Source organism: Marivivens marinus (assembly GCF_035969385.1).
Taxonomy (GTDB): Bacteria; Pseudomonadota; Alphaproteobacteria; order Rhodobacterales; family Rhodobacteraceae; genus SELP01.
Genome location: NZ_JAYKKJ010000003.1, coordinates 95,171 through 109,984, shown reverse-complemented (window position 1 = coordinate 109,984; position 14,814 = coordinate 95,171). Strand labels below are relative to the sequence as shown.

Sequence of the window (14,814 nt, the reverse complement as noted above, 5' to 3'; positions counted from 1 at the left end):
AGGCGGCTTCTAATTAAACCCGGCGACCCGCGCAAGAGGATTCGGACAGAAAAATTCGACCCGCCGAAAGTTTTTCGGATCAGCCCGCCGGGGCCGCATCTTCCAGCCGCAACTGCACCGAAGACCGGCCCTGCCAGTGATTGATCTCCAGCCGTCCGGCAAGGTGGAACCGCGCCCCGTTGTGCCCCTCGATCATGGGCCCAAGAGGTCCGTCGAAGGCGCCGAAGGCGATGCTGTCGATCCGGGGCCCCAGCCCGTCGGTAAAGCTGAATTTCAGGTGGTTGGCGCCGACCCGCTTGGCAAAGCTGATCTGCATGTCGGCAAAGGCAAACCGCGGGGCACGGGCGCCCGCGCCGAAAGGCCCCGCCTGTTCGATCTGTTCGACAAGATCCACGGTCGCCGCGCCCGGCATCAACAGCCCGTCCAGCCGCAGGTCTGCCGGGCCAATCCGGTCCGCGCCCTGCCGCGCCAGCAGGTCGCCCAGCCGATCCATCGCCGCTTCCAGCTTGTCCCGGGCAACAGTCAGCCCCGCTGCCATCCTGTGGCCGCCGCCCTTGACCAGCAGCCCCTCGGACGCAAGCCGGTGAATGGCGGCCCCTAGGTCGATCCCCGAGACGGACCGGCCCGAACCCTTGCCCTCGTCCCCGTCGAACCCGATCACGATGGCGGGCCGGTTGGTGGCTTCTTTCAATCGGCTGGCAACAATGCCCACCACGCCGGGGTGCCACCCATCGCCTGCGGCCCAGACCAGCGGGCCATCCATGCCCCGGGCCTCGGCCTGTTCAAGGGCCAGGTCGCGCACGGTGTTTTCGATCTCTCGCCGGTCCTTGTTCAGCCCGTCCAGAATTTCGGCCAGCGCCTGCGCCTCGGCTCGGTCAGCGGTGGCCAGAAGCCGCGCCCCAAGGTCGGCCTTGCCGATCCGTCCGCCCGCGTTCACCCGTGGTCCCAGCAGGAACCCGAGGTGATAGCTGCTCGGCGCCGTATCCATCCCCGCCACGTCCGACAGGGCCACGATGCCGGGGCGCTGCCTGCGCCCCATCACGGCCAGCCCTTGCCGGACAAAGGCCCGGTTCACCCCGATCAGGGGTGCGACATCGGCAACGGTGCCCAGCGCCACGAGGTCCAGCAGGTCCATCAGGTTCGGCCCGGTCACGCCCTTGGCCCGCAGCTGCCGGTTCGCCTCGACCAACATCAGGAACACGACCCCCGCCGCGCAGAGGTGCCCAAGATCACTGCTTTCGTCCTGCCGGTTGGGGTTTACCACGGCCACGGCGGGGGGCAGGGTTTCGCCGCCAAGGTGGTGGTCCAGAACCACCACATCCGCCCCCTTTGCCGCTGCAATCGGTCCATGCGACAGCGTTCCACAGTCCACACAGACAATCAGGGTATGGGTGCGGGCAAGATCCTCCATCGCCGGTTCGTTGGGGCCATAGCCTTCGTCGATCCGGTCGGGGATATAAAGGGTCGCCTGCCGCCCCATGTCCCGCAGCCAGGAAATCAGCAGCGCGGCGGAGGTGCCGCCATCGACGTCGTAGTCGGCGAAAATGGCGATCTTTTCGCGGGTTTCCACGGCCTGCAGGAACCGCTCTGTCGCCTTGCCCATATCCTTCAGCGTCAGCGGATCGGGCAAAAGATCCCGCAGGGTGGGCGACAGGTAGCTGTCCGCCTCTTGCGCCGAAACACCACGCCGCACGAGGGTCCGGCACAGGGGCAGGGGCAGGCCGGTTTGTTGGGCCATCGCCTCTGACTGGCGGTCATCTTCGATGCCGGGACCGATCCAGCGGCGGCCAGTGGCCGAGGTTTCAACGCCAAGAAAGGCGGGGGTGTGCGCAATATCTGGGGTGTCTGTCATGTCGGCATACTAGGGGCCGGGAAACAGATTCGCCACGCGCGAAAATGGCCCGGCGCAAGGACCGGGCCATTTCGGGGGGCAAAGGGATCAGCGGGCCAGCCGGTTCACCATCGCTGTGTTCATCACCATGTCGGTCAGACCCTGACGGCGATCCGACAGCAGCATCAGCACGATGGACACGAGTTGCAGCGGCGCGACGGTGATCGACACGGTGAACCCCAGCGTGTGCAGGAACGCCTCGCCGCTATCGAGCTTCTGGCGGTTGGCGTTGCGCAGTTCGACCGCCATCAGCCGCATCCCCCATGTGGCCCCGGTTCCGGCGATCGTCCACCAGCGGTAGAAGAAGCCGATCACCAGCATCATCGCCGGGAAAAACAGCACGCCGACAAAGGCGGTGAAGGGCAGGGCGAGACCGGCGAGAATGGCAACGATGGTTGCGTCGACGATCCAGGCGATCAGGCGCTTGGACAGGACGCCAGAATAGACTTCTGGCTGGTGCGCCGGGTCGGGAAGGCCAAGGGAAGCGGTGTAATCAGCGGCGGACATGGGTGTGGTCCTTGAAATGGGTCATAACGGCGGGCGCCCCGTGCGGGGGGGCGCCCAGAGGGATCACTTGGGTTCGCTTGCGGCGTCGTCGATATCGTCGACATCCGCGGCCGACCGCTTGGCCCGGTCGTTCATGAACTGGTCGAACTCGGACTTGTCCTTGGCTTCGCGCAGGCGTTCCAGGAATTCCTCGAAGCTGCGCTGTTCGTCTTCCAGCCGGCGCAGGGTGTCAGCCTTGTAGGCGTCAAAGGCGGTGTTGCCCGAGGATTTGAACGCGGCGCGGAAATGCGTCTTGGTCATGTGGTTGCGGGAATGGGCACAGCTGCGGGAAAACATGCGTTTGCTCCAGATCATGTAGGCAAGAAGGGCAAGGCCGACAGGCCAGACGAAGATGAAGCCAAGCACCATGGCGGCGATCCAGGCGCCTTTGCCGCGTTCATCCAGCCAGCGTTCGGCGCGGGTAAAGAATCCGGGGGCACCATGCGCGGGGGCGTAGGGCCGGGACGGCGGGTGGAGAGAGGCGTCAGACATCGGGGGCTCCTTGCGGGTTATGGGTTTATGTGAATGGTTTTCACATTACAGCATATCGGAACCATACCCCCGGCCTGCAAGGGGTGATGTAAAAGTTTTTAACATAAGTCGGCTCAAGACGACTTAAGGCTTTGTAAAGGTAAGATTAAAATCTTCCGTCACGCCGTAAAATCTGTCCGTTCCGCGCCCGTGACCCGGGGCAAATCCGCCGGGTCAATCGGAAAAACATGGCGTGGGGTGCCCGCCGCGGCCCAGACCTGATCGAAGTCGAACAGGAGCGGATCCATGTAGATGCGGGGTGGTGTCAGGTGCCCGACCGGGCTGACCCCGCCGATGGCAAAGCCGGTTGTCGCCCGCACGAAATCCGCATCCGCCCGGCCCAATGGCTCGCCCGCAACGGCGCTCGCCTTCGCCGGATCGACCCGGTTGCTGCCCGCGGTCAGGAACAAAACCACCTGCCCGCTGGTCTTGCCCCGGAAGACGATGGATTTGACGATCTGGTCCAGCGCGCAGCCGACCGCCGCCGCGGCGTCTTCCGCCGTGCGGGTCGTATCGGCCATTTCGACCGGCTCCGCCGCCAGCCCGGCGTCGCGCAATGCCGCCCGCACCCGTTTCAAACTCTTGCTCATCGCCGCCTCTTTCAATCCTGCCCCGACTGAACCCCAGCGGCCCGACGAACTCAAGCCAGATTGACGGCCCCCGAGCCGCGTTCCATCCTGCGCCCATGACCTTCGAATCCCGCCTGACCCGCAGCCCCGATCCATTTGACACCGACCGTGGCGCAGAGGCGCGGGCGCAGTTTTCCGACCTGTCGGCGCCCGTTCAGGGGCTGATCAACGGGGCTGCAGGGTGCAGCCCCTACCTGTCTGGCCTGCTCTCGCGAGAGGCGGATTGGATTCGCCCAGCCTTCGACGACCCCGAGGGGGCGATGGACGCCCTCTTGGCAGAGGTCGCCGCGACCCCCTACGACAGCCTCGCCCCCGATCTGCGCTGCGCCAAGCGCCGGGTCGCGCTTTTGGCGGGGCTTGCGGACCTTGGCGGGGTCTGGCCGTTGGAACAGGTCACGCAGGCCCTGACGGATTTTGCCGATGCTGCGGTCGATGTCTGCCTGAAACGGCTGACCGCCGCCCATATCCGGCGCAAGAAACTGCCCGGGTTCACCGAAGACGACGCCGAAACCGCCTGTGGCATGGTCGCGCTGGCAATGGGCAAGATGGGCGCGGGAGAGCTGAACTATTCCTCCGACATCGACCTGATCATGCTGTTCGATCAGGACCGTCTGACCGAAGACACCTATGACGAGGCGCGGATGGGTTTCGTCAAGATCACCCGGCTGATGACGGGGATTCTGGCCGATGTGACGGCCGAGGGCTATGTCTTCCGCACCGACCTGCGGCTGCGGCCCGATGCCTCTGTCACGCCGGTCTGCCTGTCGATGGGGGCGGCGGAAAGTTACTACGAGGGGGTTGGCCGGACATGGGAACGGGCCGCCTATATCAAGGCCCGCCCCTGCGCGGGGGATATCCACGCGGGCGCGGGGTTCATCGAAACCCTGCGGCCCTTCATCTGGCGCAAACACCTTGATTTCGCAGCGATTCAGGATGCCCACGACATGCGCCTGCGCATCCGCGATCATAAGGGGCTGCATGGCCCACTGTCGCTGGACGGGCACAACATGAAGCTTGGCCGCGGCGGCATCCGCGAGATCGAGTTTTTCACCCAGACCCGGCAGCTGATCGCAGGCGGCCGCGACCCCAAGCTGCGCGTGAGGGGCACCAAGGCGGGGCTGGAGAAGCTCGCGGCGTCCGGCTGGGTGCCCGAGGATCATGCGGCCAAGCTCTATGACCACTATCGGTTCCACCGCGAAGTGGAGCACCGGGTCCAGATGGTCGCAGACCAGCAGACCCATCACCTTCCCACGAACGAGGAAGGCTGGGCGCGGCTTGCGTCCTTCATGGGGCGGGATGTCAGCGGGCTGCGCCGCGAACTGACTGACCGCATCGAGGATGTGCACGCCCTGACCGAAGGCTTCTTCGCCCCCGGCCATGCCCGCACGCCGAAAGAGGACTTCGGAGCCGAGATCACCGCCCGCTGGCCCAACTACCCCGCGCTGCGGTCCGCCCGCGCGGTCGAGATTTTCAATCGCCTTCGGCCCGAGATCATGGGTGCGCTGGCAGAGGCGGCAAAGCCGGAAGAGGCGCTGCTGAACTTTGACGGGTTCCTTGCGGGCCTGCCCGCCGGGGTGCAGCTGTTTTCCCTGTTCGAGGCGAACCCGCAATTGACCCGGCTGGTTGTCGATGTCTGCGCCACTGCGCCCGCGCTGGCGGCCTATCTGTCGCGCAACGCCGATGTGTTCGACATGGTGATTGGCGGCGGGTTCTTTTCCGACTGGCCGGGCGCACAGGGGCTGGTCGCCAGCCTGACCCGCGCCATGTCCGAGGCGGCGGATTACGAAGACCGGCTGAACATGGCCCGCCGCTGGATGAAAGAGTGGCATTTCCGGGTCGGGGTTCATCACCTGCGCGGGCTGATCGACGCGACCGAGGCGGGGCGCCAATACGCTGACATTGCCGAGGCGACGATTGCCGGGCTTTGGCCGGTCGTGGTCGAGGACTTCAGCGCCAAGCATGGGGCGCCTCCGGGGCGGGGCGGGGTCATGCTTGGGATGGGGTCGCTGGGGGCGGCGCGGCTGAACGCCGCGTCGGACCTTGATCTGATCATGATCTACGATGCCGACGGCGTGGAAGGATCAGAGGGGCGCCGCCCGTTGGCGACCCGGCCCTACTATGCCCGGTTGACACAGGCGCTGGTGACGGCGGTGACTGCGCCGATGTCGGATGGGCGGCTGTACGAGGTCGACATGCGGCTGCGCCCGTCCGGGCGGCAGGGGCCGGTTGCCACCTCTTTCACATCCTTTCAGGACTACCAGCGCACCGAGGCCTGGACATGGGAGCATCTTGCCCTGACCCGCGCCCGCCCGATCGCGGGTAATATGGAACTGGGGGCCGAGGTTGAAACCTTCCGACAGGAGCTGTTGCGGGACAAGGCCGGTGGGGAATCCGTGCTGGCCGATGTGGCCGATATGCGGGCCCGGATTGCCGCCGCCAAGCCGCCACAGGGCGACTGGGACGCCAAGATTGGGCCGGGGCGGTTGCAGGACGTCGAACTGGCCGCCCAGACCGTTGCCCTGCAATCCGGTAGCCCGGCCCGTGAAATAAGGGCCCAATTGGCCGCCGGTGTCGGTTCTGGACGCCTGAGTGACGCGGATGCAGAGGCGCTTTCGACTGCGGCAGGGCTTTTCTGGCAGCTGCAAGCCTCTGCAAGATTGCTGACGGGCGGGGAATTAAAACCGGAAGAGCTTGGCGAAGCCGGGCGCAGGCTTATCTTGCGGGAGACAGGGTATGAGACAACGGATCGCTTGCTGGCCGCAATGGGGACGGTCGCAGAAACGGCGGACGCGGTCATTTCGCGGCTCCTGTCTGGAGCCGCGCGGGAGACGAATGATGACAAGAGCCAAGGATCCAATTGATCCGCGGGGCCTGATCCGTGAAGCCTACCGGATTGACGGGATCAGCGCGCCGGAATGCAGGTCGATCTTCTTCGACTGGGCGCTGGGCATCCCGGTGGATTCCAATACGGACGAGATGGTCCGGGCGCTTCTGGCACGCTATGCCGGGGAACCGGCGGACCACCCGATGACCGAAACCCTGAAGGCCGCGCTGGATAAGGCAAATGCACCACGCCGCAGGGGTGGTCGGGCCGCGCGGGCCCGGGACTAGGATATAAGGCAGAACGTCGCGAATGGTGGGCGTATGGTGGGTCTTGACCCACCTTGCCCGATCATTCAGCGGGGCAGGCGGGCCGCCTCGGCAGCCAGTGCGGTGATCCCGTCCCAGTCGCCTGCCGTGACCATGTCTTTCGGGGCGACCCAGCTGCCGCCCACGCAGAGCGTGTTAGATAGCCCAAGGTAATCGCCCGCATTCTTCAGGCTGATCCCGCCGGTCGGGCAGAACTTGACCTGCGGCAGCGGCGCGCCAATGGCCTTGAGCGCCGGTGCGCCGCCATTGGCCTCGGCCGGAAAGAATTTCTGCACGGTGTAGCCGCGTTCCAGAAGGCGCATCACCTCGGACGAGGTCGCCGCGCCGGGCAGCAGCGGCAATTCATTGGCCTCGCAGGCATCCAGCAGACGGTCGGTCGCGCCGGGCGAGACGCCAAAGCTGGCCCCGGCCCGTTTCGCGGCTTCGACATCCGCAGCGGTCAGAAGGGTGCCTGCGCCGACAACGCCGCCTTCGACCTTGGCCATCTCTGCAATCGCCTCCAGCGCGGCGGGGGTGCGCAGGGTCACTTCCAGCGCCGGGAGCCCGCCCGCGACCAGGGCGCGCGCCAGACCTTCGGCCTGACCAGCATCGTCGATCACAAGGACCGGAACGACCGGGGCCAGTTCGCAGACTTTGCGGGCCAGTTCAGATGCCTGTTGCGGTGTCATATCTCGGTCTCCAATGTCAAAGGATCGTGCAGGCGCCGTCGGCGGCAAGCCCGACGTTCCGGCGGAAGGTTTCAAACAGTTCGCGCCCGACGCCGTTGCCGTTTCCGGTCAGGTCGGCGGGGGCCGGGGTCCGCCCGGTCAGGTCGGCCAGCACGTCCAGCGTGCCCTTGGTGGCATCAAGCCGGATCATGTCGCCATCCTGCACCAGCGCCAGCGGCCCGCCATCGGCGGCCTCGGGGCAGACATGGATCGCGGCGGGCACCTTACCGGACGCGCCCGACATCCGCCCGTCGGTTACCAGCGCGACCTTCAGACCCCGGTCTTGCAACACGGCAAGCGTCGGCGTCAGCGAATGCAGTTCCGGCATCCCATTGGATTTCGGCCCCTGGTAGCGGACCACCACGATGGTGTCCTCGGTAAACTCGCCGTTCTTGAAGGCGGTCTTTACGTCGGCCTGATCGTGGAATACGCGGGCCTTTGCCTCGACGATGTGGCGTTCCTCGGCCACGGCAGAGGTCTTGATGACCCCGCGCCCAAGGTTGCCCGACAATTGGGTCAGACCGCCATGAGCATGGAACGGGTCCGACGCGGGACGCAGGATCTTGTCGTTCAGGCTGACCTTTGTGCCTGGCACATAGGTCACGCGCCCGTCCTTCAACTGCGGCTCTTGGGTGTAATGTTCCAGCCCGTCGCCGACCACGGTCTTGGTGTCGGGATGCAACAGCCCGGCGTTCAGCAGATCGCCGATCATGTAGCCCAGGCCGCCAGCGGCGTGGAAATGGTTCACGTCGGCCAGCCCGTTGGGATAGACCTTTGCCATCAGCGGCGTGACCTCGGACAGGTCGTGGAAATCTTCCAGATCAAGGATGACACCAGCGGCGCGGGCCATGGCGGGCAGGTGCAGAACAAGGTTTGTCGAGCCGCCGGTCGCCATCAGCCCGACAATCCCGTTCACGAAGGCCTTTTCATCCAGAATGTCGCTGACCGGGCGGAAATCGTTGCCCAGTGCGGTGATCTCCAGTGCCCGTTCGGCGCCTGCCACCGTCAGCGCGTCGCGCAGCGGCGTGTTGGGGTTTACGAAGGACGATCCCGGCAGGTGCAGCCCCATGAATTCCATCAGCATCTGGTTGGTGTTCGCGGTGCCATAGAAGGTGCAGGTGCCCGGCCCGTGATAGCTGGCCATTTCGGCCTTCATCAGCTCATCGCGGCCGATCTCTCCGGTCGCGAACTTCTGGCGGATCTTGGCCTTTTCGTCATTCGGCAGCCCCGACGGCATCGGCCCGGCTGGCAGGAAGACCGAGGGGATATAGCCGAAGGTCGCGGCGGCGATGATCAGCCCCGGCACGATCTTGTCGCAGACCCCAAGGTAGAGGGCCGCGTCAAACACATTGTGCGACAGCCCGACCCCGGCGGACAGCGCGATCACGTCGCGGGAAAACAGCGACAGCTCCATCCCCGTTTGTCCTTGCGTGACCCCATCGCACATCGCGGGCACCCCGCCCGCGACCTGCGCGGTCGCCCCTGCGGCCCGGGCGGCGGCGCGGATCAGGTCAGGATATCGTTCATAGGGCTGATGCGCCGACAACATGTCGTTATAGGCGGTGATGATCCCGATATTCGGGGCCTTGTCGGCGGTCAGGGTTCCTTTGTCATCGCCCATCGCGGCATAGGCATGGGCAAGGTTGCCACAGGACAGATGCGCCCGGCGCGGGCCTTCGGCAGCGGCGCAGGCCATGGTGTCGAGATAGGTTTTCCGCGTGCGTTCACTGCGGGCGCGGATCCTGTCGGTCACGGCGGCGATGGTGGCATTCAGCGGCATTTCATAGGTCCTTCGGGTCAATTCGGGCCGGGTCTAGCAGGTCTTGTTAGCGCTAACAACCCGTGATTTCGTCTTGGGCCGGTCAGTTTCGCCGCAGGGACGGGGCAAAATCGTTGCCCAAAAGACTCACATTCCCTGCCTTTTCATCAAATTGGACTGGGTTGGCCACATTCCTGCCCCGTTCAGGGGTGAGAAGTGATCGCAGCCGGGGGGCCAACAACTTGGGGCAGAAGCCCCGGAGGACAGAAATGAAACTTCTGCGCATCGTTGCACTCGCAGCCCTTGGCCTTGGCGTGGCCGGCTGTACCTCGGTCGATACTGTAACACGAAATCAGCCTGTGGACGACCTGATCGCCGCCCCGGCCCAGATCGAACGGTCCTATACCGTGACCAATGTGGTCGCCATGGTTCCCGCCAGCCTGAAAGTGTCGGAACGGAACGGATACTATCCATTTGCCGACATCGTGTGGCGTGGTGACCCTGTCGGCAACCGGCATATGCAACTGGCCCAGATTTTCGAAACCGCGGCGGCCCGTCATGCCGAAACCCTGCAGGGCGATGTGCCCGTGGTGGCCGAAGTGGTCCTGAACCGGTTCCACGGCGTGACCGAACGGACCCGGTTTTCGGTCGGCGGCGTTTATAACGTCGTGTTCACCCTGACCGTGAAACACGCCGAAACCGGCGCGATCATCGAAGGCCCGCGTCTGGTCGAAGCGAACTTGCCCGCTCCGGGTGGCGAAGCGGCGCTTGCACTTGAACACGCAGGCCAGACCGAAAAGGTCCGGATGACCGACTTTCTGACCACCGTCCTTGCCCGTGAACTTGGTGCTGGCCCGGCCGAGGTTGCGCCGGTCCCGGTGCCCGGCGACGACGAACTGATCGTCTCGCAGGCGGTGCAGCAAACAGGCGTCTTCCGCTAGTCCCGGAAACCCAGTAGGAGGGGGCCATGATGCACCCCTCCTATCCAACCATCCGTCTCATGCCCAAGGCAGATGCCCGCGCCATCCGGCACGGGTTCCCTTGGGTCTACGCCAATGAACTGGTGACCGACCGCCGGACCCGCGCCCTTGCGCCCGGGTCCGTTGCCGTTCTGGAATCGGCGGACCGGCAGCCCATGGGGCTGGTCGCCATCACGCCCGAAAGCAAGATCATCGCCCGGATGCTGGATCGCGATCCGCAGGCCGTGATCGACGAGGACTGGTTCGCCGCCCGCATCGCGCGGGCGCTGGCCCACCGGGACCGGATCTATGACGCGCCCTTTTACCGACTGGTCCACGCCGAGGCCGATGGCCTGCCCGGTGTGATCATAGACCGGTTCGGGGATGTGGCTGTGGTGCAGCCTAACGCCGCCTGGGCCGACGCGCGGGTCGACCTGCTGGTCGCGGCGCTTGCGCGGGTGGCCGGGGTGACGACCGTGATCCTGAACGGCACCGGACGCGCCCGCGCGCTGGAAGGCCTGCCCGAGGAAACCCGGGTCGCGCTGGGCGCCGCGCCTGACGCGCCAATCCCGGTGCCGATGAACGGGGCCACCTATATGGCCGACGTGATGGGCGGGCAAAAAACCGGCCTGTTCTTCGACCAGCGGCCCAATCACGCCTTTGCCGCCAGCCTGTCACGCGGGGCGCGGGTGCTGGATGTGTTCAGCCACGTCGGCGGGTTCTCCCTTGCCGCGCTGGCCAATGGTGCGGACAGCGCCCTTGCGGTCGATGGATCGGCCCCGGCACTGGACCTTGCCGCGCAGGGGGCTGCCGCCTCTGGCGTGGCCGACCGGTTCCAGACCCGGCAGGGCGATGCTTTTGACACGCTGATGGCGTTGGCAGACGAGGGGCAGAGTTTTGACGTCGTGATCTGCGACCCGCCGGCATTCGCACCTTCGAAGAAAGCGCTGGAGGCAGGTCTGCGGGCCTATGAACGGGTGGCGAAACTGGCCGCGCCCTTGGTGGCCGAGGGCGGCTATCTGGGGCTGTGTTCCTGTTCCCACGCCGCCGACCTGACCAAGTTCCGCAACGCCAGTGCCCGCGGCATTGGCAAGGCCGGGCGGCGCGGCACCATCGTCCACACCGGGTTTGCCGGGCCGGACCATCCGCTTTTGCCGCAACTGGCCGAAAGCGGCTATCTCAAGGCCGTGTTCTTCCGGCTATGAGGGTGCTGCTGGACGCCTGCGTGCTGTATCCGACGGTGATGCGCGAGGTGCTGATCGGGGTGGCAGCCGCCGGGGTTTACCAACCGCGCTGGTCGGGCCGCATCCTTGAAGAATGGGCGCGGGCCACGATCAAGCTTGGCCCCGGGGCCGAGGAGATCGCGCGGGGCGAGATCGCCAGCCTGACCGCCCGCTTTCCCGAGGCATCCGTTCGCGTGCCCGAGGGGATGGAACGGCGGTTCTGGTTGCCCGATCCAAACGATGTGCACGTGCTGGCCGCCGCCGTGGCGGGCAGCTGCGACATGATACTTACGCTGAACGCCGCCGACTTCCCCCGCGCGACCCTGGCCGAGGAAGGGCTGACCCGGCAGGCGCCGGACGAGTTTCTGATGCATCTCTGGCCGGATCACGAACCAGTGCTGCGGCAGGTCGGGGCAGGGGTGCTGGCCACGGCAAGGCGGCTTTCGGGCGAGGACTGGACGATCCGGGCGCTGATGAAAAAGGCCCGCCTGCCGCGGTTTGGAAAGGCCCTCGGGCAGGGGATGGTGGGTTAAAACCCACCTTACTTTTTCGTCGTTCTTTCGGCCCGGCGCCCCCGAATTGTAAGGTGGGTCTTGACCCACCATCCCCCGGTCAGACGCCCCACTTGGCCTCGTTCGCTTCAATCGCGGCGATCCGCTTGTCCGTCTTGGGGTGCGACAAAAGCCAGGCGGGCATTGCCGCGCCGCGCGCACCGGTCAGGGTCTCCAGCTTGCGGAACAGGGATTTCTGCGGCGCAGTCCCGAGACCGGCCTTGGTCATGAGGGCGGAGGCATAGGCGTCGGCCTCGAACTCATCCGACTGGGACAGCCGCGCCATCACCAGCGACATCACGAACCCCGCCACCATCGGCCCCAGCCCCGGCAAAACGCGGTTCAGCACCATGGCAAGCGCGGTGCGCAGCGCGTTCTGGCCTGAAAAATCGATCATCCGGCGGCGGCTGTGGCCCAGCGCGGTATGGCCCAGCTCATGGGCGATGACGCTGGCCATCTCTTCGGCGCTTACCTCGCCCTTGCGGAATTTCTCGTAGAACCCGCGGGTGATGAAAATGCGCCCGTCCGGCGCGGCCAGCCCGTTGACCGGGTCGATTTCATAGATGTGAACCTTGATCCGGGGCAGGTCCAGCGCCCGCGCCATACGGTCGATCACCGGCTTCAGGACCGGATCCACGAGTTCCGTCGACCGCGCGTCCAGTTCGGCCCGCAGCCGCCAGGCCGAGAACCGATACATCACGACGCCGTAGACAACAGCCAGGAGGATCGGAAGAAACTTGATCATGGATCAGATATGGGCGTTCTTCGGTGCCTTTCCAGACCGCCGCCACAGCCAAATGCCAAGGCCGATGGTGACAGCCCCGGCGGCCAGAAGCCCGGACAGGTTTCCGGCGATATCGGCGATGGCGCTGATCTGATTGGCGAAAGCGTATCCAAGGCCCACGTAAACGGTGACCCATGTCGCCTCTCCGGCCATGTCCCAGCCGAAGAATCGTGGCCAGCGCATCCCGGCGATCCCGGCGGCAAGGTTCACATAAGGTCCAAGCGGTGAAAACAGCCAGCGCGACAGGTAGACACCGATTCCGCCCCATTCGCGCGTCTTGTCCTGCGCCTTTTGCAGGATCGCCCCGCGTTTCGGGTGCCGCGCCATCCAGCCTGTCAGGTGCCGCCCGCCGATCCGCCCGATCCCGTATCCCACCTGATCGCCCAGAACCGCCCCAACCCAGGCCGCCCCGGCCACGGTGTAAAGGTCCAGGTCCCCAGACGCGGCAAAAGCCCCGCCCGCCAGCATCATCAGCGAGGACGGCACCGGCAGGGCAAGGCAGCTGAGAAACGTGCCAAGAAAAAGCGCGGCCACCCCATAGGTGGTGATCAGCGACAGGACCGTTTCCATCAGTCGCCCCGTGCGGCCCGGTGCGCCTCTGCCGCGGCCTCGATCCGGGACTGAAGCTCGGTCAGGGTGATCCCCTGCGCTGCCGCGATGTCGCCCATAGTGACCCTTTCGCGCGGACCCCCCGGGTTCAAACCCAAAATCGGGATCAACACCTCTGGCGGCAGCTTGTAGGACATGCCGACATAATTGGGCGGCATCCACGCCTCAAGCGGTTGGTTCTGATGCGCGGGGTCCGCCCAGTAGATCGCCTGCCGCACGGTCCGCACCCCGAAAAACGCGGTGGCCGCAAGGGCCGCGGCAAACAGCAGGGTCAGCAGGCGGTGGTGGGTCCAGAGGTGGCGCAGGCGGGTCAGCACATCAGAAGTCCAAGGTCGTGGCGCGAGAGCCGTTCGACACCCTTATCCCCCACCAGAACCGAATGGCCAAGGGTCATCGCCGCGCCGCTGTCGCTGTCCATCAGGATCATGTGCAGGAAGAACACCTGCCCCTCCAGCATCGGCAGCGGGTTGCCTTCGTAGAACATCGGGAAATCCACCCAGATCGGGTTATAGACCGCCCCCATCCCATAGCCGCAGGCCTGAAGCCGGGCGTGATGCAGCCCGTGCGCATCGAAGACCCGCGCATGGGCGTCGAACACATCGCCCATGGGCGCGCCGGGCCGGATCGCCGCCTCGCAGGCCTCGATCGCCTCGACCGTGGCCGCGTGCATCCGGCGATGCGCGTCCGAGACCTCTCCGACCACGACGGTCCGCATCATGGCCGCGTGATAGCGGGCATAGGTGCCGGACCATTCCAGCGTCAGCTGGTCCTGCGGATCCAGATGTCGCCGTCCGGAATAGTAACGGCACAAAAGCGCGCCGGGACCGGACCCGATGATGAACTCGTTCCCCGCATAATCGCCGCCGCCCTTGAACACGGCCCCCTGCATCGCGGCCAGAATGTCCCCTTCGAAGGCGCCTGCGCGGGTAATCTCCAGCGCGGCGTCCAGCGCATCGTCCGACAGGGCGGCGGCGCGGCGGTGCATGTCGATCTCGGCCGGGGATTTGTGGCGGCGCAGTCCCCGGATCAGGCCGGAGGTGTCGATCAGGCCGGGAAGGACCGCGCGCAGCCGCTGGCCGTTGTAGTCGGTCAGCCCCGCAGTCTGGCTTTCGAACCCGATGTTCCCTGACACGCCAAGATCGGCCAAGAGCCGGGCCAGATCGTCGGCGGGGTTCGCGCCTTCGACCTCGGTCCAGATGTGGATCTGGTCGTCTGTCAGGGTCGAGGTCAGCCGCGCCTGCCGCAGGTCCGGCATCCGTGTCAGCAGATGCAGATCGCCCCGCGCGGTCAGCACCATGCATTGGAACATGGCAAAGCCGAAGGTGTCATAGCCGCTGATCCAGAAATGGCTTTCCGGGGCAAACATCAGGATCGCGTCCAGCCCTTCGGCCTGAAGGGCTTCGATGGCGCGGGCTTGGCGGGCGGCGTATTCGGCCGGGGTGAAATGCAAGGTCATGGGCGCATGAGGGGCCGGG

The 14,814-nt window shown here is 65.8% G+C and carries 15 protein-coding genes; 5 read left to right on the top strand and 10 right to left on the bottom strand.

Annotated elements, in window-relative coordinates:
* Positions 1–79: 79 nt before the first annotated feature.
* The 4 genes from recJ to U3648_RS05310 form a co-directional block, all read right to left on the bottom strand.
* Complete coding sequence (gene recJ, locus U3648_RS05325; RefSeq protein WP_420858210.1) at positions 80–1,852, bottom strand: single-stranded-DNA-specific exonuclease RecJ; 1,773 nt, start codon at positions 1,850–1,852, stop codon at positions 80–82.
* 87 nt (positions 1,853–1,939) lie between these two features.
* On the bottom strand, positions 1,940–2,398 hold the full coding sequence (locus U3648_RS05320) for an RDD family protein (protein WP_420858209.1): 459 nt from the start codon (positions 2,396–2,398) through the stop codon (positions 1,940–1,942).
* A 63-nt stretch (positions 2,399–2,461) separates the two neighbouring features.
* Positions 2,462–2,929, bottom strand: coding sequence for a DUF2852 domain-containing protein (locus U3648_RS05315; protein ID WP_420858208.1), 468 nt, complete (start codon positions 2,927–2,929; stop codon positions 2,462–2,464).
* A 158-nt stretch (positions 2,930–3,087) separates the two neighbouring features.
* Positions 3,088–3,558 (bottom strand): YbaK/EbsC family protein, encoded by a 471-nt coding sequence (locus U3648_RS05310; RefSeq protein ID WP_420858207.1) that lies wholly within the window; start codon positions 3,556–3,558, stop codon positions 3,088–3,090.
* A 95-nt stretch (positions 3,559–3,653) separates the two neighbouring features.
* Between U3648_RS05310 and U3648_RS05305 the strand changes: the two genes are divergently transcribed.
* A complete protein-coding gene (locus U3648_RS05305; protein ID WP_420858206.1) occupies positions 3,654–6,458 on the top strand; it encodes a [protein-PII] uridylyltransferase family protein in 2,805 nt (934 codons plus the stop codon).
* Positions 6,433–6,708 carry a hypothetical protein gene (locus U3648_RS05300; RefSeq protein WP_420858205.1) on the top strand — a complete coding sequence of 92 codons (276 nt, stop codon included), beginning with the start codon at positions 6,433–6,435 and terminating at the stop codon, positions 6,706–6,708. Before U3648_RS05305 ends, U3648_RS05300 begins: the two co-directional genes overlap by 26 nt.
* Before the next feature lie 65 nt (positions 6,709–6,773).
* On the opposite strand, the gene eda is transcribed toward U3648_RS05300, so the two are convergent.
* The gene (gene eda / locus U3648_RS05295; RefSeq protein WP_420858204.1) at positions 6,774–7,415 is read right to left on the bottom strand and encodes a bifunctional 4-hydroxy-2-oxoglutarate aldolase/2-dehydro-3-deoxy-phosphogluconate aldolase; all 642 of its coding nucleotides are present in this window, start codon (positions 7,413–7,415) and stop codon (positions 6,774–6,776) included.
* A gap of 16 nt (positions 7,416–7,431) precedes the next feature.
* A complete protein-coding gene (gene edd / locus U3648_RS05290) occupies positions 7,432–9,234 on the bottom strand; it encodes a phosphogluconate dehydratase (RefSeq protein ID WP_420858203.1) in 1,803 nt (600 codons plus the stop codon).
* Between the two features lie 248 nt (positions 9,235–9,482).
* On the opposite strand from edd, the gene U3648_RS05285 reads away from it, so the two are divergent.
* The 3 genes from U3648_RS05285 to U3648_RS05275 are packed head-to-tail and all read left to right on the top strand — an operon-like array spanning position 9,483 to position 11,928.
* Positions 9,483–10,154: a DUF6778 family protein gene (locus U3648_RS05285; RefSeq protein WP_420858202.1), complete on the top strand. Its 672-nt coding sequence runs from the start codon at positions 9,483–9,485 to the stop codon at positions 10,152–10,154.
* A gap of 26 nt (positions 10,155–10,180) precedes the next feature.
* Positions 10,181–11,377: an RSP_2647 family RNA methyltransferase gene (locus U3648_RS05280; protein WP_420858201.1), complete on the top strand. Its 1,197-nt coding sequence runs from the start codon at positions 10,181–10,183 to the stop codon at positions 11,375–11,377.
* A complete protein-coding gene (locus tag U3648_RS05275) occupies positions 11,374–11,928 on the top strand; it encodes an RSP_2648 family PIN domain-containing protein (protein WP_420858200.1) in 555 nt (184 codons plus the stop codon). Before U3648_RS05280 ends, U3648_RS05275 begins: the two co-directional genes overlap by 4 nt.
* A gap of 79 nt (positions 11,929–12,007) precedes the next feature.
* Here U3648_RS05275 and U3648_RS05270 read toward each other — a convergent pair whose 3' ends face one another.
* The 4 genes from U3648_RS05270 to U3648_RS05255 are packed head-to-tail and all read right to left on the bottom strand — an operon-like array spanning position 12,008 to position 14,795.
* Entirely contained in the window at positions 12,008–12,691 is a 684-nt protein-coding gene (locus U3648_RS05270) for a M48 family metallopeptidase (RefSeq protein ID WP_420858199.1), read from the bottom strand.
* Positions 12,692–12,694: 3 nt separating this feature from the next.
* Positions 12,695–13,300: a DedA family protein gene (locus tag U3648_RS05265; protein WP_420858198.1), complete on the bottom strand. Its 606-nt coding sequence runs from the start codon at positions 13,298–13,300 to the stop codon at positions 12,695–12,697.
* Entirely contained in the window at positions 13,300–13,656 is a 357-nt protein-coding gene (locus U3648_RS05260; protein WP_420858197.1) for a hypothetical protein, read from the bottom strand. Before U3648_RS05260 ends, U3648_RS05265 begins: the two co-directional genes overlap by 1 nt.
* Positions 13,650–14,795 carry a M24 family metallopeptidase gene (locus U3648_RS05255; RefSeq protein ID WP_420858196.1) on the bottom strand — a complete coding sequence of 382 codons (1,146 nt, stop codon included), beginning with the start codon at positions 14,793–14,795 and terminating at the stop codon, positions 13,650–13,652. Before U3648_RS05255 ends, U3648_RS05260 begins: the two co-directional genes overlap by 7 nt.
* Positions 14,796–14,814: the final 19 nt, after the last annotated feature.